This window comes from Streptomyces albireticuli (genome assembly GCF_002192455.1).
Classification (GTDB): domain Bacteria; phylum Actinomycetota; class Actinomycetes; order Streptomycetales; family Streptomycetaceae; genus Streptomyces; species Streptomyces albireticuli_B.
This window is the reverse complement of sequence record NZ_CP021744.1, coordinates 1,413,950-1,438,904: the sequence shown is the minus strand read 5'-3', so window position 1 is coordinate 1,438,904 and position 24,955 is coordinate 1,413,950. Positions and strand designations below refer to the sequence as shown.

Annotated in this window: 20 protein-coding genes and 2 pseudogenes; 11 read left to right on the top strand and 11 right to left on the bottom strand. The window is 73.6% G+C overall.

Going from position 1 to position 24,955, the window contains the following annotated elements; genetic code table 11:
* The first annotated feature begins 104 nt into the window (after positions 1-104).
* Positions 105-2,150, top strand: a complete 2,046-nt coding sequence (locus SMD11_RS06310) for a DUF5107 domain-containing protein (protein WP_087925491.1) — start codon at positions 105-107, stop codon at positions 2,148-2,150.
* 63 nt (positions 2,151-2,213) lie between these two features.
* On the opposite strand, the gene SMD11_RS06305 is transcribed toward SMD11_RS06310, so the two are convergent.
* From SMD11_RS06305 to SMD11_RS06295, 3 genes are all read right to left on the bottom strand, one after another.
* Positions 2,214-2,564 carry a VOC family protein gene (locus SMD11_RS06305; RefSeq protein WP_087925490.1) on the bottom strand — a complete coding sequence of 117 codons (351 nt, stop codon included), beginning with the start codon at positions 2,562-2,564 and terminating at the stop codon, positions 2,214-2,216.
* 167 nt (positions 2,565-2,731) lie between these two features.
* Positions 2,732-4,216 (bottom strand): phosphatase PAP2 family protein, encoded by a 1,485-nt coding sequence (locus tag SMD11_RS06300; protein ID WP_087925489.1) that lies wholly within the window; start codon positions 4,214-4,216, stop codon positions 2,732-2,734.
* A gap of 71 nt (positions 4,217-4,287) precedes the next feature.
* Complete coding sequence (locus SMD11_RS06295) at positions 4,288-4,650, bottom strand: CBS domain-containing protein (RefSeq protein ID WP_087925488.1); 363 nt, start codon at positions 4,648-4,650, stop codon at positions 4,288-4,290.
* Positions 4,651-4,817: 167 nt separating this feature from the next.
* Between SMD11_RS06295 and SMD11_RS06290 the strand changes: the two genes are divergently transcribed.
* Positions 4,818-5,405, top strand: a complete 588-nt coding sequence (locus SMD11_RS06290; protein ID WP_087930315.1) for a TIGR03086 family metal-binding protein — start codon at positions 4,818-4,820, stop codon at positions 5,403-5,405.
* Between the two features lie 239 nt (positions 5,406-5,644).
* Here SMD11_RS06290 and SMD11_RS06285 read toward each other — a convergent pair whose 3' ends face one another.
* The 3 genes from SMD11_RS06285 to SMD11_RS06275 form a co-directional block, all read right to left on the bottom strand.
* Positions 5,645-6,190, bottom strand: a complete 546-nt coding sequence (locus SMD11_RS06285) for a type 1 glutamine amidotransferase domain-containing protein (RefSeq protein WP_087925487.1) — start codon at positions 6,188-6,190, stop codon at positions 5,645-5,647.
* A 71-nt stretch (positions 6,191-6,261) separates the two neighbouring features.
* The gene (locus SMD11_RS06280; protein WP_087925486.1) at positions 6,262-8,124 is read right to left on the bottom strand and encodes a thiamine pyrophosphate-requiring protein; all 1,863 of its coding nucleotides are present in this window, start codon (positions 8,122-8,124) and stop codon (positions 6,262-6,264) included.
* An 86-nt stretch (positions 8,125-8,210) separates the two neighbouring features.
* Complete coding sequence (locus tag SMD11_RS06275; protein WP_087925485.1) at positions 8,211-9,167, bottom strand: LLM class F420-dependent oxidoreductase; 957 nt, start codon at positions 9,165-9,167, stop codon at positions 8,211-8,213.
* A 278-nt stretch (positions 9,168-9,445) separates the two neighbouring features.
* Between SMD11_RS06275 and SMD11_RS06270 the strand changes: the two genes are divergently transcribed.
* Positions 9,446-10,375 carry a SigB/SigF/SigG family RNA polymerase sigma factor gene (locus SMD11_RS06270; protein WP_087925484.1) on the top strand — a complete coding sequence of 310 codons (930 nt, stop codon included), beginning with the start codon at positions 9,446-9,448 and terminating at the stop codon, positions 10,373-10,375.
* Between the two features lie 245 nt (positions 10,376-10,620).
* Here SMD11_RS06270 and SMD11_RS06265 read toward each other — a convergent pair whose 3' ends face one another.
* Positions 10,621-11,865, bottom strand: a complete 1,245-nt coding sequence (locus tag SMD11_RS06265; protein ID WP_087925483.1) for a PAS domain-containing protein — start codon at positions 11,863-11,865, stop codon at positions 10,621-10,623.
* Positions 11,866-11,999: 134 nt separating this feature from the next.
* On the opposite strand from SMD11_RS06265, the gene SMD11_RS06260 reads away from it, so the two are divergent.
* The 5 genes and pseudogenes from SMD11_RS06260 to SMD11_RS06240 all read left to right on the top strand — a co-directional run bounded on the left by SMD11_RS06260 (position 12,000) and on the right by SMD11_RS06240 (position 16,606).
* Positions 12,000-12,866 carry an ANTAR domain-containing protein gene (locus tag SMD11_RS06260; protein WP_234365924.1) on the top strand — a complete coding sequence of 289 codons (867 nt, stop codon included), beginning with the start codon at positions 12,000-12,002 and terminating at the stop codon, positions 12,864-12,866.
* A 103-nt stretch (positions 12,867-12,969) separates the two neighbouring features.
* The gene (locus SMD11_RS06255; RefSeq protein ID WP_087925482.1) at positions 12,970-14,178 is read left to right on the top strand and encodes an aminotransferase class I/II-fold pyridoxal phosphate-dependent enzyme; all 1,209 of its coding nucleotides are present in this window, start codon (positions 12,970-12,972) and stop codon (positions 14,176-14,178) included.
* 233 nt (positions 14,179-14,411) lie between these two features.
* A complete protein-coding gene (locus SMD11_RS06250; protein WP_087925481.1) occupies positions 14,412-15,437 on the top strand; it encodes an MBL fold metallo-hydrolase in 1,026 nt (341 codons plus the stop codon).
* A 67-nt stretch (positions 15,438-15,504) separates the two neighbouring features.
* Positions 15,505-16,058: pseudogene (locus tag SMD11_RS06245) on the top strand (type IV secretion protein Rhs); the annotation flags it as partial.
* A 176-nt stretch (positions 16,059-16,234) separates the two neighbouring features.
* The gene (locus SMD11_RS06240; RefSeq protein WP_087925479.1) at positions 16,235-16,606 is read left to right on the top strand and encodes a DUF6193 family natural product biosynthesis protein; all 372 of its coding nucleotides are present in this window, start codon (positions 16,235-16,237) and stop codon (positions 16,604-16,606) included.
* 22 nt (positions 16,607-16,628) lie between these two features.
* On the opposite strand, the gene SMD11_RS06235 is transcribed toward SMD11_RS06240, so the two are convergent.
* The 4 genes and pseudogenes from SMD11_RS06235 to SMD11_RS06220 all read right to left on the bottom strand — a co-directional run bounded on the left by SMD11_RS06235 (position 16,629) and on the right by SMD11_RS06220 (position 19,958).
* Positions 16,629-17,246, bottom strand: coding sequence for a DedA family protein (locus SMD11_RS06235; RefSeq protein WP_418952412.1), 618 nt, complete (start codon positions 17,244-17,246; stop codon positions 16,629-16,631).
* Positions 17,243-18,025: an MBL fold metallo-hydrolase gene (locus SMD11_RS06230; RefSeq protein WP_087925478.1), complete on the bottom strand. Its 783-nt coding sequence runs from the start codon at positions 18,023-18,025 to the stop codon at positions 17,243-17,245. Before SMD11_RS06230 ends, SMD11_RS06235 begins: the two co-directional genes overlap by 4 nt.
* A gap of 34 nt (positions 18,026-18,059) precedes the next feature.
* Positions 18,060-18,592, bottom strand: a pseudogene (locus tag SMD11_RS06225) (GNAT family N-acetyltransferase).
* 151 nt (positions 18,593-18,743) lie between these two features.
* Complete coding sequence (locus tag SMD11_RS06220) at positions 18,744-19,958, bottom strand: damage-control phosphatase ARMT1 family protein (protein WP_087925477.1); 1,215 nt, start codon at positions 19,956-19,958, stop codon at positions 18,744-18,746.
* A gap of 160 nt (positions 19,959-20,118) precedes the next feature.
* Here SMD11_RS06220 and SMD11_RS06215 point away from each other — a divergent pair, with 160 nt between their 5' ends.
* The 3 genes from SMD11_RS06215 to SMD11_RS06205 all read left to right on the top strand — a co-directional run bounded on the left by SMD11_RS06215 (position 20,119) and on the right by SMD11_RS06205 (position 24,883).
* Positions 20,119-22,212 carry a phage holin family protein gene (locus tag SMD11_RS06215; protein ID WP_087925476.1) on the top strand — a complete coding sequence of 698 codons (2,094 nt, stop codon included), beginning with the start codon at positions 20,119-20,121 and terminating at the stop codon, positions 22,210-22,212.
* A gap of 227 nt (positions 22,213-22,439) precedes the next feature.
* A complete protein-coding gene (locus SMD11_RS06210; protein WP_087925475.1) occupies positions 22,440-22,658 on the top strand; it encodes a hypothetical protein in 219 nt (72 codons plus the stop codon).
* Positions 22,659-24,643: 1,985 nt separating this feature from the next.
* Positions 24,644-24,883 (top strand): hypothetical protein, encoded by a 240-nt coding sequence (locus SMD11_RS06205; RefSeq protein ID WP_159395243.1) that lies wholly within the window; start codon positions 24,644-24,646, stop codon positions 24,881-24,883.
* Positions 24,884-24,955: the final 72 nt, after the last annotated feature.

Genomic DNA, 24,955 nt, shown 5'->3' with positions numbered 1-24,955 from the left:
ACCCGGGTTCCCGGGCCGTACACAAGTCGTACCGAAAACCGTACCGAGAAAGCCGTAGCGAAAGACGCCGAGAGCTCCACCAGGGTCCGAGAGAACGAGGTGCCGTGCCCACGACCATCCGACGTGCCGTGCTGTCCCTGCCCGCCGCCCCGCTGGGCCCCGAGAACCCGCTGCCCGCGCTGCTGCCCCCCTTCAGACCCCACCGCCCCGACGCCGCGCAGCGCGCCACCCTGCCCGCCGCGATGGCCCGCCAGGTCGGCTACGCCCCGCTCCGCACGGTGCTGCCCGTACGGCGGCGCGACAACTACACCCGCGAGCGCGTCCCCACCGACGTCGAGGCGGTCGTCATCGAGAACGACCGGCTGCGCGCCACGGTCCTGCCCGGCCTCGGCGGCCGGGTGCACTCGCTCGAACACAAGCCGACCGGGCGGCAGCTCCTCTACCGCAACCCGGTGCTCCAGCCCGCCGAGTTCGGGCTGAACGGCGCCTGGTTCTCCGGCGGCATCGAGTGGAACACCGGCGCCACCGGCCACTCACCCCTGGCCACGACCCCGCTGCACGCCGCCCGGGTGCCCGCGCCCGGGGGCGGGTCGATGCTGCGGCTGTGGGAGTGGGAACGGATGCGCGACCTGCCCTTCCAGGTCGACCTCTGGCTGCCCGACGACTCCGACTTCCTCTACGTGGGCGTGCGGATCCGCAACCCCCACGAGCGCCCCGCGCCCGTCTACTGGTGGTCCAACATCGCGGTGCCCGAGGACGCCGGCACCCGCGTCCTCGCCCCCGCGGAGGAGGCCTGGCGCTTCGGCTACGAACGCACCCTGCGCAAGGTCCCGGTCCCGGAGTGGGAGGGCGCCGACCGCACGTACCCGCTCCGCGGCACGCACGCCGCCGACTTCTTCTACGACGTGCCCGACGCCGGACGCCGCTGGATCGCCTCCCTCGACGCGGAGGGCTCGGGCCTCGTGCAGACCTCGACCGACCTCCTGCGCGGCCGCAAGCTCTTCGTATGGGGCTCCGGACCCGGCGGACGGCGCTGGCAGGAGTGGCTGACCGAACCCGGCACGGGCGGCTACGCCGAGATCCAGGCGGGCCTCGCCCGCACCCAGCTGGAGCACGTCCGGCTGGAAGCGGGCGGGGAGTTCGCCTGGCTGGAGGCGTACGGCCCGCTGACCGCCGACCCCGGGCGCGCGCACGGCGCCGACTGGGCGGCCGCCCGCGACGAGGTCGAGACCCGCCTGGAGGCGGCCCTGCCGCGCGCCGGACTGGCGGAGGCGTACGCCGCCTGGCGCCCGTACGCCGACCTCGACCCCAAGGAGAGCCTGGCCACCGGCTCCGGCTGGGGCGCCCTGGAGGCCGAGCGGGGCCGGTACGAGCTGCCGGGCACGCCCTTCGACGCGGCGACGCTGGGTGAGGAGCAGGAGCCCTGGCTGAGCCTGCTGCGCTCGGGCTCCCTGCCCACGCCGACGCGGGCGCTGCCGCCCGGGCCGACGCTGGTGTCGCCGTACTGGCGGGACCTGCTGGAGCTGGCCGAGGCCGGCGACGACCTCCAGGACCACTACCTCCACTACCACCTGGGCGTCGCGCGCTGGCACGCGGGCGACCGCTCGCAGGCCGTCCGCAGCTGGGAGCAGACCGGGGGCGGCCACTGGCCGTCGACCCGCTGCCTCGCCGTCGCCGACCAGGCGGACGGCCACGCCGAGCGGGCCGCCGACCGCTTCCTCCAGGCGTTCGAGGGCGCCCGCGCGGAACAGGGGGACGGTGTCTCCTGGACCGCCGTGACGGCGGCCCTCGGCCGGGAGACCGCCGAGGCCCTGCTCGCGGTGGGCCGCGCCGACGAGGCCGGAGCCGTCCTGGACGGGCTGCGGCCGGCCGTCCGGGCACGGGGGCGCTTCACCCTGCTGCGGGCCCGGGTGCTCCTCGCGCGCGGCGACGCGGCGGGCGCGCGGGCGCTCTTCGACGAGGGCTTCGAGGTCGACGACCTGCGGGAGGGCGACGAGACGCTCGCCGACACCTGGTACGCGGCGGCGGAGCTCCTGCTCGCCGACGGCGGTCCCGTCACGGAGGAGATCCGGTCACGGGCGCGCGCCGAGCACCCGCTGCCCCGGCGGTACGACTTCCGGATGCGGCCGGCACGCCTCCCCGAGGGCTGAGGAACCGGCGCTTCCCGACGGGCCGGGGTACCGGCGCACCGGAACCCCGGCCCGTCACCGTCCCTAACCGGGTTTGCGGTCGACGTACTCGAAGACCGACCCGTCCGGGTGGCGCGCCACCAGGTTGCGCCCGATGGGCGTCGGCACGGGCCCGGCGATGATCTGCGCGCCGACCGCCCGGAGGTCCTCCAGCGCCTCGTCGACGTCCGTCACCGCGATGGTCGCCGTGATGTTCCGCAGCACCGAGAGCTCCCGCTCCGGCCCGCTCATCAGGAAGAAGCAGCCGACCGCCGCGACGCTCACCCCGGCGCGCCGGAAGCGCATCGCCTCGGCCCCGGTCAGACGCTCGTAGACACCGATCGCCGATTCCAGATCGTCGACGCACACCCGTAGCGAAGTCCCCAGAATGTTCATGGGAACAAGGCTAGTTGGACGCGTCGGCGAGGGAAGGGGATCTCTCACGGGCGCTTCCGGAAGGGCTGCCGAGGGCCCTTCACCCGATGCGGTGAGGGGTCGAACGGCTCACCGTGCCGCGCGCGGTGACCGTGGGCCCGTCGCCGGGTGATCCGGGCACGGGCGGCTCACCAGTCGGCCGGCAGCCGGTAGACGACCAGCGCCTCGTTCTCCTTCCGCAGCGTCAGCTCCGCCGGGGCCTCGGCGATCTCCCCGTCGTAGGCGAGGTGGGTGCCGGGCGCGACGCCGCCGACGCGCAACTGCCGCACCCGGGACGTCCGCAGCACGGGGGAGTGCTTGAGGCCGCCCGTCAGCGCGGCCAGCAGCAGCCGGGTGCCGGCCAGCCGGTCGCCGGAGACCAGCCGGACGTCCAGCACGCCGTCCGCGAGGTCGTGCCGCCGCACCGGGGCGAGCCCCAGCCCCCGGTACGCGCAGTTACCGGCGAACAGCAGCCACACCCGCCGCGGCCGGCCGTTGACGTCCAGCCGGAGCGGTCGCGCCGTGCGCAGCACGTGCACGGCCGCCAGCACCCCGGCCGGCCAGGCGCCGATCCGCCGCGCCCACCGCTCGCGCACCCGCACCAGCTCGGGATAGGCGCCGATGCTGAAGGTGTTCAGGAACCATCGCTCCTCGCCCGGGCCCCCGAAGCGCACCATGTCGACGGCCACGGCCTCGCCCGTCTCCACCGCCCGGGAGGCGTCGGCCAGGGTCTCGATGCCCAGGTCGTAGGCGAAGTGGTTGTATGTGCCGCCCGGCAGCACCGCCAGCGGCAGCCCGTACCGCCTGGCGACGGCCGCCGCCGCGTTGACGGTGCCGTCACCGCCGAACACGCCCAGCGCGCCGCCGCGTTCACGCGCCCGGGACGCCGCGGTCTCCAGCACCTTCTCCAGCGGCTCCCCGTCGTCCTGGCCGCACGCGAGGACCTCGGCGCCCGGCAGCGCCGAGCGCACGACCTGCGCCGGGTCCGTCCACGCCACCGTCCGCTGGCCGGAGCCCGCGTTCGCCACCACGACGAGGCCCTCGCCGCCGGGCAGCGCCGGGGCGTCCGCCCTCGGCCGGGCCGGCGGCGCGAGCTGGGCGCGGGTGGGGGCGACGCCCCGCACCGCGAAGGCCGCGCCCGCGCCCAGCGCCGCGCCCGCGAGGACATCACCCGGATAGTGGACCCCGGTGTAGACGCGCGAGAAGCACACGGAAGCGGCCAGCGGGGCCAGCGCCAGGCCCCAGGCACGGTTCTCCAGGGCGACACCCGTCGCGAAGGCGACGGCCGACGCCGAGTGCCCGGACGGGAAAGACGTCGTGATCGGCTGCCGGGACAGCCGCCGGACGAGCGGCACGCCGTCGAGCACCGGGCGCAGGCGCCGCACCGACCGCTTGCCGATCGTGTTCACGGTCGCGGACGCGACGGCCAGCGAGACCGCCCCGCGCAGCGCCGCGCGCCGCGCGGGCCGCCCGCCCACCACCGCGGCGCCCGCCGCCAGCCCGAACCACAGCAGCCCGTGGTCCGCGCTGCGGGACAGCCGTGGCAGGACGCGGTCGCCGCCCGGCCAGTGCCGTGCCGCGACCGTCAGGAAGACCGCCCGGTCCAGGGAACCCAGTACTCGTGCCTTCTGCATGGATCCCGTGTACCCCCTGGGCCCGGCTCGATGCGGAGCACCCCCTTTCGGCCGCGTCCCGTACGGCCCGGTCAGCCGAGGTCGCTCGCGCTGACCATGCCCAGCGGCCGGCCGTGCTCGACCACGGGCAGCCGGCGCACGGCGTACCGGCGCATCAGGCCCACCGCCGTGGACACCTCGTCCTCCGGGCCCACCGTCACCGGTTCGGCCGTGCACACCGACTCGCAGCTGACGGCCAGCGGATCCACGCCGTCCGCCACCGCGCGCAGGGCGATGTCCCGGTCCGTGAGCACGCCGAGCAGCCGGCCGCCCTCCGTGACGATCACATCGCCGACACCCTGGGAGCGCATCAGCTGCGCGGCCTCGACCAGCGACGCGTCCGGGTGCACGGCCACGATCGCCGGGGTCATGACGTCCTTCACGAGCTGTGCCATGTCCGGTCTCCTTCCTTCGGCCCTCGTCCTTCGCTCTTCGTCCTTCGTCCGGCACCCCGTCCCTCCGAACGGTTTCCGGGGTCCTGCCGCAGTACCCGGGGCCGCCCCGCCCATGCCACCGCGCGCGCCGGTCGCCGCCCGGCGGACGCGCGCGGACAATGGACGCCATGACCCGTGAGACCCCGGAGGCGAAGGCCCTGCTGTCCCGGCACGGCGAGGCGCTCGCCCTCTTCACCGACCGCGTGCACGCCGTCCGCCCCGACCAGTGGGACGCGCCCACGCCCTGCGCCGGCTGGTCGGTGCGCGAGCTCGTCAACCACCTGGCGGTCGAGCAGCTGTGGGTGCCGCCGATGCTGGACGGGGCGTCCGTCGCGGACCTCGGCGACTCGCTGGACGGCGACCTCCTCGGCGACGACCCGGTCGCCACCTGGGACGACGCGGCCGCCGCGGCCCTTACCGCCTTCGCCGCGCCCGGCGCCCTGGACCGCACGACGCGGCTCAGCCAGGGGCCCACCCGTGCCGACGCCTACTGCGCGCAGATGACGGCCGACGCGATCGTGCACGCCTGGGACCTCTCCCGGGCGATCGGCGCCGACGAACACCTGCCGAAGGCCCTGGTCGACTTCGCCCGCCGGGAGGTCGAGCCGTACGCGGACTCCCTCGCGGCCACGGGCCTGTTCGCCGCCCCCGTCGAAACACCGTCCGGCGCCGACGCCCAGACCGTCCTCCTGGCGCAGCTGGGCCGCCGCGCCTGAACGACCTCAGACGCCGTCGGCCAGGACGGCGGGCAGCGGGGGGTGGCAACGGGGTGCGGTGACGGGTGGGTGCCGCCGCGCGGGGCCTTTCCCCGGCCCCGCCCCTTCCCGCTGTATCCGATGTGCGGCTCCGCCGCGTGGCGGGGGCAAGCCCCGGTTCGGGAAGGGGCGGGGTGGGGTGGGGAACAAGCCCGCCGCAGGCGCACCCCACCCTCACCGATCCGCCGTCACCGCCCCCGTCACGGATGCGGCACCCGCCGGAACACCGCCACGAACGCCTCCCGGAACGCCTTCAGATCATCCGGCTTACGGCTCGTCACCAGCGTCGTCGGCCCCGCCGTACACACCTTCACCGGCTCGTCCACCCACGTACCCCCCGCGTTGCGGATGTCCGTGCGCAGGCTCGGCCACGACGTGAGGGTCCGGCCGCGTACGACGTCGGCCTCCACCAGCGTCCACGGCGCGTGGCAGATCGCCGCGACGGGCTTGCCGGCGTCGAAGAAGCCGCGGACGAAGGCGACGGCCCGCTCGTCGAGGCGGAGCGCGTCGGGGTTGGCGACGCCGCCGGGCAGCACCAGGGCGTCGTACTCCGAGACGCCGGTGTCGCCGACGACCTTGTCCACGGGGAAGGCGTCGGCCTTGTCGAGGTGGTGGAAGCCCCGGACGGTCCCGGAGTCGGTCGACACGAGGACGGGGGTGCCGCCCGCCTCCTTCACGGCCTGCCACGGGTCGGTCAGTTCGACCTGTTCGACGCCCTCGGGCGCCACGAGGAATGCCACGTTCATGAGCGAGTTCCTTTCGGGAAAAGGTGTGCGGGAGGGGCGGCTGCGGGCGCCCCAGGGGCCGGCCTCCGTGATCACTCCCCACCCTCCTGGGGCGCGGGGGAGCCGAGGGGCTCCCGGCCCTCCCGCCGCGAGCCGCCGCCGCCCCGCTTCGGCCCGCCCGGCAGGAACTCCTGCACCTTCGCCTTGAAGCCCTGCCGGATCATGCCGGCGCGGTCGGAGTCGCCCTTGATGATGGAGGCGGCCGTGGACTCGATCTGGTCCCAGTCCGCGTGCGGCGGGATCGGCGGCACCGCCGGGTCGGTCAGGAACTCCACGACCGCCGGCCCCTCGGCGGCCAGTGCCTGCCGCCACGCGCCCTCGACGTGCTCCGGCCGCTCCACCCGGATGCCGGTCAGGCCGATCGAGCGGGCGAAGGAGGCGTAGGAGACGTCGGGCAGCTCCTGCGACGGCAGGAACTGCGGCGAGCCGCTCATCGCCCGCATCTCCCACGTCACCTGGTTCAGGTCGTGGTTGTTCCACACGCCCACGATCAGCCGGGGATCGTCCCACTGCGTGTGGTACTTGGCCGCCGTGATCAGCTCGGCCATCCCGTTCATCTGCATCGCGCCGTCCCCGACCAGCGCCACCACCGGCCGGTTGGGGTGCGCGAACTTCGCGCCGATCGCGTACGGCACCCCGCAGCCCATCGTGGCGAGCGTCCCCGACAGGGAGCCGCGCATCGTGCCGCGCATCCGGATGTGCCGGGCGTACCAGTTGGAGACCGAACCCGAGTCGGAGGTCAGGATCGCGTTGTCCGGCAGCATCGGGGACAGCGCCCGCGCCACGTACTCCGGGTTGATGGGGTCGGCGCTCACCTCGGCGCGCCGCGCCAGCACCTCGTCCCACCGCTCGACCCCGGCCCGCACCCCGTCCTGCCAGTCCCGCTTCTCCTTCCGGCGCAGCAGCGGGAGCAGCCGCTGGAGCGTGGCCCGCGCGTCGCCGATCAGGTTCACCTCGTACGGATAGCGCAGGCCCACCAGATGGGGGTCGATGTCGATCTGCACCGCCCGCGCCTGGCCGAACTCCGGCAGGAACTGGGTGTAGGGGAAGTTGGAGCCGATCGTCAGCAGGGTGTCGCAGTCACGCATCAGCTCGTACGAGGGGCGGGTGCCCAGCAGCCCGATCGAGCCGGTGACGTAGGGCAGCTCGTCGCTCAGCGCGTCCTTGCCCAGCAGCGCCTTCGCCACCCCGGCACCCAGTACGTCCGCGATCTCCTCGGTCTCCGCGCGGGCACCGGCCGCGCCCTGCCCGATGAGGATCGCGACCTTCTCACCGGCGTCGAGCACCTCCGCCGCCCGGGCCAGCGACTCGTCCGAGGGCACCGCCTGCCAGCCGCTGCGGTCCAGGCTGGAGGGCACCATCTTGAACGCGTGCGTGGGCGGCGTGTAGTCGAGGTCCTGCACGTCACCGGGGAGGATGACGGCCGTCGGCGCGCGGCGCGCGTACGCGGTGCGGATGGCGCGGTCCAGGACGTTCGGCAGCTGCTCGGGCACGTAGACGGTCTCCAGGAAGTCGGAGGCGACGTCCTTGAAGAGGGTGTGCAGGTCGACCTCCTGCTGGTACGCGCCGCCCATCGCCGACCGGTGGGTCTGGCCGACGATCGCGACCACCGGCACATGGTCGAGCTTCGCGTCGTACAGGCCGTTGAGCAGGTGGATCGCGCCCGGCCCGGAGGTGGCGACGCAGACCCCCAGCCGGCCGCTGAACTTGGCGTAGCCGACGGCCTCGAAGGCGGACATCTCCTCGTGCCGCGACTGGATGAACCGGGGCTGGTTGTCCGCCCGCTCCCACGCCGCCAGCAGCCCGTTGATGCCGTCCCCCGGATAGCCGAAGACCTGCTCCACGTCCCAGGCGCGCAGCCGCGCCAGGATGAAGTCGGCCACCTTCTGACTCATCGTGTTCTCCACCTTCTCGGGCTTCTCGGGCTTCTCGGGCTTCTCGGGTCTCGCGGTCCGGGGGCTCCGGACGTCCCGGGCCGTGCTCAGGTCGTCAGCCGGGGCAGCACCTTCGTGCGGTAGAAGTCGAAGAACCCCCGCTGGTCGGGGCCGATCTGGCCCACGTGCACCCGGTCGAAGCCGGCGTCGGCGTAGGCGGTGAGCGCGCGGACGTGCTCGTCCACGTCGGTGCCGCAGGTGACCGCCGCGGCGGTCCGCTCACGCGGCACCAGGGTGACCGCCTGTTCGAAATGGGCGGGTGTGGGCAGGATCTGCCCCAGCTCGCCCGGCAGCCGCTCGACGGCCCACAGCCGGTGCGCGAGGTCCCGCGCCGACTCCCGGTCCGGCCCCCAGCACACCTTCACCCCGGCCACGGCGGGCTTGGAGCCGCCGCCCCCGCGCCGGAAGCGGGCCACGGCGTCCCCGTCGGGCTCGGTCGTCAGCAGCCCGTCGCCGAGCCGCCCGGCCACCTCGACCGCCGCGGGCCCGAACGCCGACACGTCGATCGGCACCGGCTCGTCGGGCACGGTGTAGAGCCGGGCGTTCTCCACGGTGTAGTGCTTGCCGTGGTGGCTGACCTCGCCGCCCTCGAAGAGCAGGCGCATCACCTGGACGGCCTCCTCCAGCATCTCCAGCCGCACCGGGGCCTGCGGCCACGCGTCACCGAGCACGTGCTCGTTCAGGGCCTCGCCGCTGCCCACGCCGAGCCGGAAGCGGCCGCCCAGGAGGACCGCGCTGGTGGCCGCGGCCTGCGCGACCACCACCGGGTGCAGCCGGATCGTCGGGCAGGTCACCGCGGTCTGCACCGGCAGCGACGTGGCCTGCGACAGGGCTCCGATCACGGACCAGACGAACGGGCTGTGCCCCTGCTCCCCGGTCCACGGGTGGAAGTGGTCGGAGATCCACAGCGAGGTGAACCCCGCCTGTTCCGCCATCCGGGCCTGTTCGACCAGCGCGGCGGGGGAGTGCTCCTCGCAGGACAGGAAGTAGCCGTACTCGGTCATCCGGGCCGTTGCCTCCTCGCCGCGTCACGGTGTGCGGCGTGACGGGTAACCGATCACCGGACATCGAAACCTCGGTGGGGCCGGCGGGTGAGGGGCGGGCCCCGGGTGGGCCCCATTCGCCCTCACCCCTGTTTGCCCTCGGCGACCCCGGGCAGGCGCCAGAACGTGCTTCGGACCGGAGGCACGTCCGCGGGAGCCGCGTTACGGCTCCGGACGTGCCCTGTCCGGACGCCGCCGGGCCCCGCGGTCACCCTTTCACCGCCAGGGAGACCGGCCTCATGACCCTCGCACCGGTACGAGACGTGACCGCCCCGGAGACGACCGCCCGGGAGAGCACCGCTCGCGACGTGACCGCTGCCCGTGACACGACCGCCGCGCGTGACCTGCCCACCCCCGGCGTGGCCGCCCGGCGGACCCCCGCCCGGCCCGCGCGCCGCAGGCACTCGCACCACGACGCCCCCGACACCGCGCCCGACTTCGCCCGTATCGCCGCCCTCCCGGACGGCCCCGCCCGGGACGCGCTGCGGCAGCGGGTCGTCCGCGCCTGGATGCCGATGGCCGAGCGGCTCGCCCTCCAGTTCCGCAACCGCGGCGAGACCGTGGAGGACCTCCGCCAGGTGGCCATGCTCGGCCTCGTCAAGGCCGTCCACCGCTACGACCCCGGCCGCGGTACCGCGTTCGAGAGCTTCGCGGTGCCCACGGTCGTCGGCGAGATCAAGCGCCACTTCCGTGACCACATGTGGGACGTGCACGTGCCCCGCCGCGTCCAGGAGCTCCGCAACCGCGTACGGACCGCCCACCAGGAACTCACCCGCACGGCGGACGGCCGGGGCCCCGGCGTCGAGGAGCTCGCCGCGCACACCGGCATGAGCGAGGACGAGGTACGGGCCGGTCTGGAGGCCCTCGGCAGCTTCAGCACACTCTCCCTGGACTCGGCCCTGCCGGGCACCGACGACGGCTACGCCCTCGGCGACACCCTCGGGGCCGCCGAGCCGGGCTTCCAGCTCGTCGTGGACCGCGAGTCCCTGAAACCGGAGCTACGGGCCCTGCCGCCGCGCGAGCGCGAGATCCTCTACCTGCGGTTCTTCTGCGACATGACGCAGAGCCGGATCGCGGAGCGGCTCGGTATCTCGCAGATGCACGTGTCGCGTCTGATCAGCCGCACGTGCGACCGGCTGCACGACCGGGTGATGGGGCGGGCGGCGTGACGGGAGGAGGGGGTTTTCCCCACCCCGTCCCTTCCGAAGAGGGGAGATCCCCGGGCCCGGTTCCGGGCAACTACTCAGCCCGTCCGGGGGCACCTCCCAGCGGTAGCCGGGGGAGTTCGAGGACCGGGGTCCGGGGCGGAGCCCCGCACGCGGCGGAGCCGCACATCGGATGCGGCGGGAAGGGGCGGGGCCGGGGAAAGGCCCCGCGCAGCGGCGCCCCGTACCCGACCCCGCACGCCGAGCCGTCACCCCATCCCCAGCGCCACATGCCGCGACACCCGGTCCACCACCCCCGCCTCCGCCATCGCGAACGCCCGCCGCGCACCCGCCCGGAACAGCGTCAGCACCCCCCGCACCGGCGCCCCCGGCGACACCCGTAGCGGTACGCACAGCAGCGACGTGACCGCCGCCCGTACCAGCAGCGGCGCCCCGTGCGCGTCCCGGCCGAACAGTTCGGTGTCGTCCGGGCGCACCTGGAAGGCCGGGCTGCCGGCGGCGGCCTCCACGACGAGCGGGCAGGACGCCGGGTCCTGACGGGCGAACGCGTCGGCGAGACCGGAGCCGGGCGCCGCCTCCGCGGGCCCGCCCCCGGCCCCACCGCCGGACGCGCGCACCGCCCCGTCCCCTTCCCCGCCGCCCGGCTCGCGCCCGGGCCCGTACACCGTCACCCGCCGCAGCCGCCCCCCGTCGTGGAGGTCCGTCACGACCCAGTCCGCGAACCGCCCGTACAACACCTCCGCCGCCCGCTCCAGCACCCGCTCCGGGGGCGCCCCCGCCGTGCGCAGGAGGGCCGTCGCCATCGTGTCGACCAGGTCCAGGAGCTCGGCGTGGCGGGTGACCTCGACCGGGTCCGGAGCGGCCGGGAGGCCCGCGCGGCCCCGCCGGGCGCGGGGCGGCGGCACCCCGGCCCCCGCGTGGCCGCCCGCCGGGTCCGGCGCGGCCCCGTCCACCGGCTGGAACACCGCCAGCACCGCCGTGCGCGGCTCGCCCGGCGGCCGCAGCGCCGTGAGAGTGGCCCGGAGCGCCCGGTCCGCCTCCGCCCCCGGCAGTCGTACGACCAGGCTGCGCCCGCCCTCGCCACGGGCCACCGCCGCGACATGGCTGCGGAACGCGGCCCGCCCGTCGTGCCGCAGCGAGCCCGTCAGGGAGCGGCCCGTGGCGAACCCCGCCCGCGCGGCGAACAACTGCGTCGCCGCGAAGTTCAGCCGCCGGACGACCGACTCGCCGTCCAGCAGGACCACGGCGAGGGGGATCCGCTGGAACAGGGCGCGCAGCAGCCGCTGTTCCCGGGTGTCCGCGCCCCGTACGCCGCGCGCGGCGAGCGCCTCGTACCGGGGCCACAGGAACTCCGCCGCGTGCTGGAGTTCGAACAGTGCGGCGTCCAGTGCGGACAGCCGTTCGTGCGACGGCAGTGCCCGTGCCCCGCACAGTTCCTCGACGCGTCTGCGGAAGTCCGCGAGCCGCGCGCCCAGTTCCTCGGACTCGGCCATGCGCACACGGTAACCCCCGCACCCCACGGGGCACTCCGCTTACCGCCGGTTGTTTCCCGGCGGCGGGGCCGGGCAGCCGGAACACAGGAGGGCGCGGGCCGCCCGGACCCCCCGGACCGAAGGAGTTGTGGCCCATGCCGGACCTGAAGCCCGATCCGATGCCCGATCCCATGTCCGGCCCGATGTCCGGCCCGAGGCGCGGCCCCGGGCCCGGTCCGAGGCCCGAGGCGTGGTCCGAGGCGTGGTCCGGGCCGCTGCCGGACCCGACGGCCGGTCCGGCGCCCGGCCGTACCGGCGCCCCCGGCGCGGCCGAGGCCGGTACCGCCGCCGACGCCGTGCCCACCCTCGGCCGCGGCCTCGCCCGCCTCGTCGAACGCGCCGTGCGCTGCGCCCCCGACAGCTGCGGCGCCAGCACCACCGCGTTCACCGACGAGGAACCCGAGCCGTGCACGGCCGCCACCCACCCCGACCTGTCCGCGCTCGTCGCCGCCCAACTGGAGGCCGGCGAGGGCCCGGTGCCCGAGGCCCTCGGCTCCGGTGCCCCCGCCACCGCCGAGGACCTGCTGCACGACCACCGCTGGCCGCGCTACCGGGCCAGGGCCCTCGACGCGGGCCTGCGCTCCAGCGCCACGCTCGTCTTCCGCCGCGACGCCCTGGACCTGACGCTGACGGTCTACGGCTTCCGCCCCGGCTGCCTGGACGCCCCCTGCCGCGGCGCCGCCGAGGAACTGGGCGACCTCGCCGCCTCCGGCTTCGACCGCGACCGCCGCTACCGCGCCGCCCTCGCCGAGGTCGACCAGCTCGACACGGCGCTGCGCCGCCGCCCCGCCGTCGACCAGGCCCGCGGCATCGTCATGTGCGTCCTGGGCTGCGACGCCGACGAGGCCCTCGCGGTGCTGCGCCGGCACTCCCAGCACGCCAACCTCAGGCTCGCCGACGTGGCCGACACCGTGATCGCCACCCGTGGCCAGGGCCTCGAACGGGCCCTCGGCCGCGTCTGAGCCGCCCGGCCGACGCTCACCCTCCCGGCCCGTGTCGCACCGCCGCGCCACCCATGATCTGCGAAGGTGGACGCAGGACGGACGCGGGCGGAGGTACGGACAGATGCAGGCGAGCCTTCCGGCGCTGCCGGCCGGCGCCGCGCCGGAGCGGGGCCTGCCCGTGCTGCCGGAGCTCGCCGCACGGCTGGCCGGCGCCGCCGCGCGGAGCGAGCCCGAACCCGCGGGCGGCGGCTTCGGCCTGCTCGCCGCCGCGTGCGGCTACTGGGCGCGCCGCGGCCTGCCGACCGACCCCGGACACGTCGTCGCCGCCCCCGGCGCGCAGCCGCTGCTGCTCGCCCTGCTCGCCGCGGCGGGCGGCGACGTCCTGCTGACCAGACCCTGCGCCGCCTGGTACGCGCCGCTCGCCCGGCTCGCCGGACGGCCCGCCTTCCACGTGCCCGTACCGGCCGAGTGCGGCGGGGTGCCCGACCCGTTCGCGCTGCTGGAGACGGTGCGCCGGATCCGTGCCGAGGGCGGCCGGCCCCGGGTGCTGCTGCTGTCCGTCGCCGACGACCCCACCGGCAGCGTCGCCCCGCCCGAACTCCTGCGCGAGGTGTGCGAGGCGGCGATCGCCGAGCGGCTGACCGTCATCAGCGACGAGACCTGGCGCGACATGCGCCACGACCCGGGCGGCACGGTCTTCCTCGGCCCGGCGGAGATGTGGCCCGAGGACGTCGTCGTCCTCACCGACCTGGCGGGCGCCCTCGTCCCCACGGCCTGGCCCGTCGCCGTGGCCCGCTTCCCCGCCACCGGCCGCGGCCCGGTGCTCCGGGCCAGGGTCACCACGGCCCTCACCGCCGTACGGGCCGAACTGCCGCCCCCCGTGGCCGAGGCGGCCGCGTACGCCCTCGCCGAACCCGCGCCCGTACGCGCCCGTACCGCCGCCGCCGTGCGGCTCTACGCCACTCTGGCCACAGCCGCCCGCGAGCGGCTCGACAAGCTCGGTGTGCTCAGCCGGCCCCCGGAGGCGGGCCCCTATCTCTACGCCGACCTCGGCGAGCTGCGCGGCGCCCTCGCCGCCCGCGCCATCACCGACTCCGTGGAGCTGGAGGCCCACCTCAGCGCGGCTCTGGGCCGCCCCGTGCCCGGCGGCCACCGGTTCGGCGACGCCCCCGACGACCTCCGGGTCCGGCTGTCCACCCCGCCGCTCCTCGGCACCACCGACGACCAGCGGCAACGCGCCCTGGACAGCCCGGATCCGCTGGCCCTGCCGGAGGTCGGCGCGGCACTGACCGAATTCGCATCGGCGTTCAGCCGGCTCGCGGCGGGCTGACCTACCGTCGTGCCGACCGCTTCCGTCCGCACCGGCGTCCCCGTCACTCCCGGCACCACCGACACTCCTGGCCGGGCCGTACCTCCCGGCCGTTCCGTACGCCCCGACCGCGCCCGCGGCGCCCCGCGCCCGTCCGGCCCGGCCACGGCGCGGGCACGGGGCCGTGTGCCCCGGCCGGTGCCCGGGGCCGCGCGGCGCACCGCCCCGGTTCCCCACCGAATGGAGCCCCCTCGATGACCGAACAGACCGAGCGCTCCCTCGCCGAGCCCCGCCCGCTCGGCGACCCCCGCCCGCTCGGCGAACGGCGCGTCTGGCCACGCACCTTCGTCGACCGGCTCACCGCGCCGCTGCCCGGCGTCCGCGCCCTGGCCAGACTGGCCCGCGAGGGCCGGCTGCGCCCCAGCCCCGAGGCGCTCCGGGAGGTCCCCGCGCTGCCGGTCGAGCCCGGCCCGCTGCCCGAGGTCGACGCCGCCACGACCGCCGTCACCTGGGCCGGGCACGCCAGCTGGGTGCTGCGCGTCGGCGGCCTCACCGTCCTCACCGACCCCGTCTGGTCCCGCAGGATCCTCGGCACGCCGCCCCGGCTCACCCCGGTCGGGGTCCGCTGGGAGGACCTGCCGCCCGTCGACGCCGTCGTCATCAGCCACAACCACTACGACCACCTCGACGCGCCCACCCTCAAGCGGCTGCCCCGCGACACCCCGCTGCTGCTGCCCGCCGGCCTCGCCCGCTGGGCGCGCCGCCGCCGCTTCACCCGCGTCACCGAGCTCGACTGGTGGGAAGCGGTCGAACTGCCCGGCCCGGCCGGCCCGGTCCGCTTCGACTTCGTCCCCGCCCACCACTGGAGCAAGCGCACCCTCACCGACACCTGCCGCTCGCTGTGGGGCGGCTGGGTGCTGACCGCCCCCGGCGGACAGCGCGTCTACTTCGCCGGTGACACCGGCTACGGCCACTGGTTCTCCCGCATCGGCGACCGCTACCCCGGCATCGACCTGGCCCTGCTGCCCATCGGCGCGTACGACCCGCGCTGGATGCTCGGCCCCGTCCACACCGACCCCGAGGAGGCCGTCCTCGCCTGCCAGGACCTGGGCGCCCGCGCGATGGCCCCCATGCACTGGTCGACCTTCCTCCTCTCCGCGGAACCCCCGCTCGAACCCCTCCGCCGCGTCCGCGCCGCCTGGGCCACGACGGGCCGCCCCCGCGAGAACCTGTGGGACCTCCCGGTCGGGGGCTCCCGGGTGCTGACGCCGGGTCGGTGAGCCCCTTCCGTGCCCCCGCGATAATGATCTTTCGCCGCGAACGCGGCGAAGACGGGGGAGCGGGATCGTGGCCGTGGTGCTGCCCGACTGGGCCGGCACACTGCTGGACGTCATCGGCGTGGACCGGCCGAACGTGGACGAGGACGCGTACCGCGACATGGCGGACGCGCTCCGGGATTCGCCGACGACATCGACGACGACGCCCACGTGGCGAATCTGCATGTGCGGCGACTGCTGTCGTCCGGTCACGGGCAGGCGATGGACGCGCTCAAGGGCCACTGGGGCAAGGTCCAGGGCAAGCCTCTGAAGGACCTGGGCAAGGCGGCGCGGACGATCGCCGGGGCGCTGGACGCGGCCGCCACCGCGGTTGCCACGATGAAGGCCTCGTCCCTGGTCCAGCTCGGGATCCTCGCCGAGGAGACCGGGGTCGCGCTCTCCCTGATACCCGTGACCGGCGGGTTGTCGATGCTGCTGGGTGCCGGGGCCGTCCGGATCACGCAGGAGGCCGTCAAGCGCCTGATCAAGGGCGCCATGAAGGAGGCGGTCGGCTACCTCGTCGCGGCCATGGCGGAGCCCGCCGTCGCGGCCCTGGAGGGCATCGCGGCCGACCTCGTCGTCCAGCCGCTGGTACTCCGACAACCAGCACATCCCGAATGTGCCGCAGCCGAACATCCCCGAACTCGAACCGGACTACAGGCCTGAGCCGCCGGCCGGCCAGCGGCGGCGCAGGCGGTGATCGGTGCCCGGCCGCCCGGGCCTGCCGATCTTCGTGCCGATCCGCTCGATAGGAATTCGTCATGTCCCCACAAGAAGCCGACTCCGCGGCCGCCGAAACGGTGGCCCTCGAATGGCTGCGCATGCTGTCCATGGAGGAGAGGCTGATCTCCCCCGAAATGGTGCGGGCGGCGCACGCCCATCCGCGGCTCCGGGTGCTGTCCCCGACGGTCAGCCACGGCTCCCTCCAGCTGAGCCGCTGCACCCGGTCCCCGTGGACCCGTGATGTTCCCGCCCTTTTCCGGCGCTCCGGGGGCGGATACACCATCGTCCATTTCGGTCACGGTGGCATCATCGGTGAACCGGACACGATCGAGGAGGCCATCGACCTGATCGTCGCCAACCTCCAGCCCGGCTACGGCCCCGCCGTCGACGGCACCGCCGACGACCTCTGAGCCCACCGACGGGCGCGGCCCGTCACCGCACCCGCCGCCACACCGAAGGCACCGCCCCCACCAGCACCGTGACCGCCACCGCCGCCACCACTCCCTGCCACGGCCGGGCGAAGAGCGAGCCGCCGAGGACGCCGATGACCTGGTACGTCGCCGCCCAGGCCAGGCAGGCCGGGGCGTCGCCGCGGGCGAAGCGGGACGGGGGGACGCGGGAGAGGAGGCAGGCCAGCATGACGGGGATGCGGCCCGCCGGGAGGAGGCGGGACAGGACGAGGACCGTCACCCCGTGTTCGTCGAGTTTCGTGCGGGCCCGGGCCAGGTGTTCGGGGGAGGCGCGGTCGCGGAGGCGGTCGAGCCAGCGGGAGCCGTTGCGGGAGGCGACACCGCGCCGGCCGAGGCCGTACAGGGCCATGTCGCCCAGGAAGGCGGCGGACGAGGCGGCCAGGAACACCCACAGCAGGGAGAACGGCGAGCTCTGGTGGAAGGCCACCACGGCCGCCGAGCTCACCACCGCGCCCGTCGGTACCACCGGCACCAGGGCACCCAGCGCGACCAGCAGGAACAACGACGGGTAGCCGACGGCCTGCTGGGTCGACTCCGGCGGTACCGCCCGGGTCACCGCCTCGGCGAGCGGAACGATCACACCGCCCCCAGCGGCCGCACGGACTCGCCGTGACCCAGCCGGTGCACCGTGGCCTTCGGCGCGAGCCGTCCCGCGAGGCGGACGAACTCCTCGCCCGGCGCGTGGAATTCGTGCGGCCGCACCCCGTCCATGCCGATCGGCCAGTACGTGCCGTAGTGCACCGGCACCGCCGCCGGTGCCCCGAGCCGGGCCAGGGCCCGCGCCGCCCGGCCCGCGTCCAGGTGGCCGTGGCCCAGGAACGGGCCCCAGCCGCCGACCGGCAGCAGCGCCACGTCCACCGTGCCCACCTCGTCCGCCATGTCCTCGAACCAGCCCGTGTCCCCGGCGAAGTACGTCGCCGCCTCGCCGTGCACCACATAGCCGAGCGCCGGCACCCGGTGCGGCCCGTACGGCAGCCTGCGCCCGTCGTGCTCCGCGCGCACCGCCCGTATCCGCACCTCTCCGCACCGCACCACGTCCCCGGGGACCGCCTCGCTGATCCGCAGGCCCCGCGCGGCGGCCAGCCTGCCCAGGCCCGGCACCGCGGCCGGCGCGCCCCGGGGCACCACCAGGCGCGTACCGGGGGCGAGCCGGGCCAGGGAGGGCAGGTGCAGATGGTCCGCGTGCAGGTGCGAGACGAGGACGACGTCCGCGACGGCCGCCACCGGCGGCGGGACCGCGCCCCGGCGGCGGCGCAGATGCGCCAGCCGCCGGACGAACAGCGGATCGGTCAGCACGCGCGTACCCGAGTCCTCCACCGTCACGGTGGCATGCCCCCACCAGGTGATCTCCACCGGCACCGGGCACCTCCAGGACTCGTCCGTGTCTCCCACCTTACGGGCGGCTCCCCACCACCTCGATGACGTGGACACATCTGGCCACCCCGTGCACCGGATCCGTCGCCACACGGTCCTGCCGCATCCCGAGCTTGCGCATGATCTTCGCGGAGGAGTCGTTGCCGACCTGGTGCACGCTCACCACCCGGCCCAGACCGCGGTCCCGCAGCGCGAAGTCCAGCACCGCCCGCGCGGCCTCGGTGGCCAGGCCCTGCCCCAGTGGGCACGGCCGAGCCGCCAGCCGATCTCCACCGCCGGGAGGATCTCCGGCAGGTACTCCGGCACGGACAGCCCCGCGAACCCGGCCAGCCGCCCTGTCTCCCGCACCTCCACCGCGAACAGCCCGACCCCGCGTTCCTCCCACTCCCGCTCCCACCGCGCGACGGCCGCCGCCGTCTCCTCCCGGTCCAGCACCGAGCCGTCGGCGATCCAGCGCATCACCTCCGGGTCGGCGTGGATGTCGGCCATGGGTCCGAGGTCGTCCTCGCGCCAGCGGCGCAGCGTCAGTCGAGGGGTACGAAGGGTGGTCATGCCGGCATCCTGCCCAGCCGGGGCGGGGTGAAAGCCCTGGGACGGCAGGGTCGGTGGTGAAAGCCAGATCCGTGACAAACGCCGGCAAACGCCCGGCCCGTACGGCGGCGCCGGGCCATGCGGAATCGATAGGTCCGCCCTTCCTGGGGGCTCAGTTCTCCAGCCGCGCCTGCACCAGCGCCTGCGACCCGTCGGTGCGCCACCCCGGCCGCGCCGCGTCCATCCGCTCCACGGTCTCCCGCCGGAGCCCGACCACCACGTCCGACTTCAGCGTGCGCAGCGCGACGAGCGGACCCGGCACCCCCGCGACCGCCTCCGCGAACGGCCGCGTCGCGGGCCAGGCCCGGTCGCCCACCAGACGCCGGTAGTTGAGGTCCCCCTTGAACACGCACAGCGCGGCCGGCGAGAGCGCCGCCCGTAGCCCGTCGGGCAGTTCGCCGAAACCGAGCGGGGAGCAGAAGAAGTCGTCGCCCTCCACGCGCAGCCGCCCGAGGGCCGCCGCCTCCCGCAGCCGTCCCGCGGCCTTACCCGCCTCGCCGTCGAAGGAGGCCAGCCGCACCAGGCAGTCCCGTACGTCCGTGGTGACCGCGTCGGAGACGAAGTAGGGCCGCGGCTTGACGTGCAGGACGACCGACTCCGCCCGCCGCGTCAGCAGCAGGTGGTCGGCGAGCAGCAGGTCGGCGAGGAGCTCGCGCCCCGCGTTGTCCAGGATCACGTGGACGTCGCCCGGGGGCCGCCCGCTCAGGTGCCGCCACAGCGCCTCGCCGTCGTCGGCGAGCAAGGGGACGCCCTCCTCGGCGCCGCCGTCGCGCACCAGCCGGAAGCCGAGATCGGCGCGGTTGCCGTACAGGGAGGCCAGCAGCAGGGTGCGGAACGCCCCGGCCGGCTCGGAGCGGTCCAGCCCGTCCAGCCACGCGGTGTCCGCCTCCAGCGCGGGATCGGCCAGCTCGGCGGCCTTCATGGGGGCGAACGGGTCCACCCCCTGCCACGGCCCGGGGGTGAAGTACCCGACGCACTCCAGGAGCCGCAGGTAGAAGTAGCTCTCGGCCCAGAGGAACGGCACCTCGCGCCAGGGCCTGCCGAAGTACTCCCGGCCCCACTCCAGCCACCGCGCCCGGCCCGGCGTCGTCTCCTCAGGAGGCCGGACGACGGCGGTGTCCGAGGCCGACTCCGCCAGCAGTTCCTGGAGCCGGGACCGCTGCCCGGGACCGTAGGGGTTGCTGTCGCAGAGCCGCTGGACCAGAGCGGGATGGCGTTCGTGGAAGACGCCCCGGCCGAACTCCTCCGGGTCGGCGATGCCGAACGCCGGGGCGGGGCCGGACGCGGATCCGGCCGGGTGCGGGGGCGGGGTGTGCCGGTCGTTCATCTGGGGCTCGCTTCGTCTCGGGGCGGTCTCGGGGCGGGCGTGGGGCGGATTCCCGGGCTCCCGGGTCCCGCGGCGGTGGACATGACATGGTCTGGGGGTATTGCCAGGACCGCCGGGGCAGGCCCCCGGCCCTCCCGGACCCTTCGCCTACCCTTCAAGCATGGGGCGTGTGCGCGACGCGGTTCGTCGTTTCGGCAGGTCGGCCAGGGAGCGGTGGCGGGAGGTCGTCGGCCCCTGGGCGGCCGGCACGGTCACGATGCTCGTCCTCGCCGCCGTCCTGCCCGACTTCCGGCTCCAGTCCGCCGACGGCGAGAGCGCCACCCGCGTCGCCATCGCCGCGGCACTGGGCGCGGGGGTGTTCGGCCTGCTCGGGGCCGTGGTCTGGCCCATGATCGTACGGGCGTTGCTGCTGGTGCCCGCGTTCGTGCTGGGGCTGCTGGTCTTCTTCCTCAACGGGTCGCTGCTGCTGATCGCGCTCGCCCTGATCCCCGTGGGCAGCGGCGCCGCCGAGCCCGAGACGGCCGTGGTGGTGGCCGCCGCGATGTCGGCGGCCTCGTCCGCGGCGGGCACCTTCCTCGCCGTGCGCGACGACGCCGCGTACGGGCGCAGGCTGGCCCGGCTCGCCGACCGCAAGCGGCGCCGGCGCGGCGAGCACACCGGCCGGCGGTCGGCGCCCGGCACCGTCTTCCTCCAGCTCGACGGTGTCGGCCACGACGTGCTCCGGGACGCCCTGCGCGAGCGGCGGGGCGCGGGCGGCCGCCGCAAGGGGCCCCTGATGCCGACCCTCGCCGGATGGGCGGCCACCAGCCACCGGCTCACGCCGTGGCGCACCGACTGGTCCAGCCAGACGGGCGCCAGCCAGCTCGCCATCCTGCACGGCTCCAACGAGGACGTGCCCGCCTTCCGCTGGTACGAGAAGGAGACCGGCGAGGTGCTCGTCAGCGGGCGGCCCGCCGGGGCCGCCGAGCTCCAGCGGCGCGCGGTCGCCCGCACCGGCGACCGGGGGCTGCTGGCCGCCGACGGCGCCAGCCGGGGCAACCTCTTCAGCGGCGGCGCGGAGCAGGTCGCCCTCGTGCTGTCCGTCGCCGCCCGGCGCGGCCGGCACAACCGCTCCCGCTCGGGCTACTTCGCCTACTTCTCCGACCCCGCCAACGCCACCCGCACCGCCGTCTCCTACGTCGCCGAGGTCCTCCGCGAGATCGTCCAGTCCGTCCGGGCCAGGATCCGCCGGGAGTCCCCGCGCCTGCCGCGCGGCGGCCTCTACCCCTTCGTCCGGGCCTTCGCGACCGTCGTCGAGCGGGACGTGGTCGTCGCCGCCGTCCTCGGCGACATCCTCTCCGGCCGCACCGCCGTCTACGCCGACCTCGTCGGCTACGACGAGGTCGCCCACCACTCCGGGCCGCGCGGCCGTGACACCCACCAGGTGCTGCGGGACCTCGACCGGGCCGTCGCGCTGATCGCCAGGGTGACCCGGCACGCGCCCCGCCCGTACCGGATCGTGCTGCTCTCCGACCACGGCCAGAGCCCCGGCGAGACCTTCGCCGGGCAGTACGGTCTGACGCTGGAGGAGCTGGTGCGGCAGGGGCGGGGGGCGGCGGGGCCGCCCGCGGCCGGGCGGCCGCCGGTCGTGCTGGCCTCGGGCAACCTCGGCCTGGTCTCCTTCCCGGACCTGCCGGGCCGGGCGAGCCGCGAGGAGATCGACCGCCGGCACCCCGCGCTGCTGCGCGTCCTCGCCGACCATCCGGGGATCGGCTTCCTGCTCGTGCGCTCGGAGGAGCACGGCCCGGTGGTGCTGGGGCCGGGCGGCGCCGAGCACCGTCTGGAGACGGGGGAGGGGGCCGGGGAGAGCCCGCTGCGGGCCCTCGGGCCGGGCGCGGCGGAGGCCGTGCGGCGCGCGGCCGGGTTCCCGCACACGGCGGACATCATGGTCAATTCCGCGTACGACCCGGCGACGGGCGCGGTGCACGCCTTCGAGGAGCAGATCGGCTCGCACGGCGGCCTGGGCGGCGAGCAGGGCCGCCCGTTCCTGCTGTGGCCCCGGGAGCTGAGCGCGCCGGTGCGGGACGGCGGGGAACTGGTGGGCGCGGAGCGGGTGCACCGGGTGCTGCGGCGGTGGCTGCGGGAGGCCACGGAGCCGCAGATACCGGTGGACCGGATTCCGCTTGATGGGCGGGCGGACGAATCACTGCCCGTGGGCGATATGCCAGCACCTTTTGCGGTCACCGGGCCCGCCCTGCGGGACAAAACCGAGTGATTTTGCGGAGGGGCGCGCTCCGTTGCACCATGCGCTGTCGCACGACCCCGCGACCTGCCCGCAGGACGAGAGGCGCACCACCTCATGCACGACACCGACGGCACACACACCCGCCGTTTCGGCCTACCGACCGCCACCGCCATTGGGAGCAACATCCGAACCGTAGCACAGGGCCGTTGACCTGCACAGATGCCCGATCCTGGGCCTTGTCGGTGCCCCGAGGCAAGATGACCAGCATCGCGGAGCCCTTGAGGGCCAAGGGCCCCTTCATGGTCGGCGGCCCCATCATCGAGGCTCTGCTTCGCCGTAGGGATGCAGCTCTGGCGGCCGCTCTGGTTCACGAGGCCGGCGCCCTGGAGAACCTGATGCTCGACATCGGCAAGCTCCTGGGCGATCAGGGCGACCCAGACTGGCGGGAAGAGTGGATCACAGGGGACCGCAGTTAGTTCATTCACCGCTACCCAAGAGCTGGGGTCCTTCCAAGGGCCCCTTCTTTTGTATCACGCTCTGTATCAGGGTTAGTTCATTCATTCTTGCCTCAATGCAGATACCCGACCCTCCCCAAGGGGGTGGCGAGACCTGAACCTGACCAACGAAGCCATACCTGGCCGGAGTGTTCGGGGGATATAACCCCCCTCACTAATAATGTCGGTGTCCCAGGGGCGCAACCTGGACGCCGGAACGGCGTTATGAGACCCAGATCACCTTGCTAGGGTGTAGACATGGATGATCGGATCAAGATTGACGAAGACGGTAACGCTTGGGTGAACCTCGGAAGGGTCCAACAGGACGCTTTCGGTAGGTGGCAAGCGACGATATCTATCGGGGGAGTTGAGAAATCTCGCCCGTGCACCTCCCAGAAAGAAGGGGAGAAGCTGATTCACGATCTGCTCGCCACGGCGGTGATGGGTTTCGGGGTGAGGAAGCCGTAATCGTGGGTTGGGGGACGGGAGAGGCGCCGGCAGGCGCCTTTCTTGTCTCCGCAGTCAGTTAGTTCATACCCGTACACGATGGGATGAAGGCACCCCCGGTGGGTCCTTTGAATGAATGCGCAGGCATTACCCCCGTGCATGTATCACGCATTGTATTAGGGTTAGTTCATGCGTTAATGCGGCATGAATGAACCCAGGTATCCACTACGGCATTCCAACTAGTGCTGAATACCTTTCGGGATGAATGAACTAACCCTATTCCGTGAGTAATGGGCATTAGGCGTTGCGTGATGGCATAGGTATTCGAGTGATTGCATGACACCCAACATCCGTCCGCAAGTTGGGATGTGGCATCAGTCTCAATCGAGAGTTGGTAAGCGGGTGAGTGGGACGCCCTATAGGTGTGATGTAGGTCACGGAAGGGCCTAAAGGGCGGCATAGGCGCGTGACTAGCACCACAATATTCGCCCCTCGCGGGGCCTTGCCTGTTGGCGGCTCTCATGCATCGCGGGGCCATTTAGGGAGTTGGGATGTGACACATGCAACGTCGACTGGTATTGATCGAGTGGGCGTCTTATGCAATCGCGCGCGTCTCCATTGAGATAAGGGGTTCGCGTTGTGTTGGCACTTCTGTTTTTGATGTGTACATGAAGTTGCAGGGCAAGTTGGGATGTGACAGTGTTCTTCCTGTCAGCGAGACACCGACCGGAAAGGCCAACCGATACCCACCCGCTAAGCGGGGATGCGGATACGGGGCCTGAGTCTGAAACCGGTATCAGGGAAGCGACAGGAGTGCCTGTAAGGCCTCTCAAAGGAACGGCAGTACTGCTACCTAGGTAGCACGCAGAATCGCCCCCAGAGGGCCCGCAGCTTGATCTTAAGTCCATATCGACCTGAACCCTTGTGTGGGTAACTAGGCGGATCGCATGACATTGCAGTGCGGTCTACAACGGACCTAGGGAGTGTGCGCGCAAGGGGAGGAAAAAGAGGGTTCGCCCATGGTGGCGTTAATCGATAGAGGCGCTGTTCTTTGACAATTCCACAGACATCACCCCGGGGTTTGGACAGGGTGATGTCTCCTACCCAAGTGAGGTAGGGGTAACTGAGATTGACTCTCACGCATCCAACCAATACGACGCGTCCAGCGCATCGGGACAAAGCCTTGAGCAACGACCCAACGTGCGTCTTTAAGCGTCTGAGATTGGGTGAGTGGGGGTGAGTGTCAGTAATGGACTGATACCACGATAGAGAGGCACACAGGGATGAACTGTGCGGTCTGCGCGATGTGGGGTATTGCCCGCAGAGCACAATACGTCGGCCAGTGGTCCGACACCGGGAAAGAGCACGGACGTTGTAAGTCGTGCATGGCTGGGATCGATGCGACCCGACAGGGGTTCCGCCCTATATCGGATGTCGTACTCGGACGAGAGAGCGGTATCTATCGCCCTCAAGCCTTGTTCAGTCACTCGAACGGAACGGAGTTCTAGGCAATGCGAAACATGAATCGATGGGTGCTCATCGTCTGTGCGGTGATGTTCTCTGGTCTGACTTTCATGGGGGGATTCCTCTATGCGGACCATGTGAATGATGTGGACGCCGTGACCACCTATAACGATGGCTTCATGGATGCACTTTGCCGGGAAACGACGTACGAGGATGGCTCTCACATCTATGAGGACGGGGCGGCCAACCTGTGCCAGGAGGGCGGAAAGATTCGACTCAAGGGCTCGGACCGATGATGCGTGGAACATGGCTACGTATGGTGAGCGCTGATGATCGATGGAGATTACGACCATGGCGAACTCGAAGGA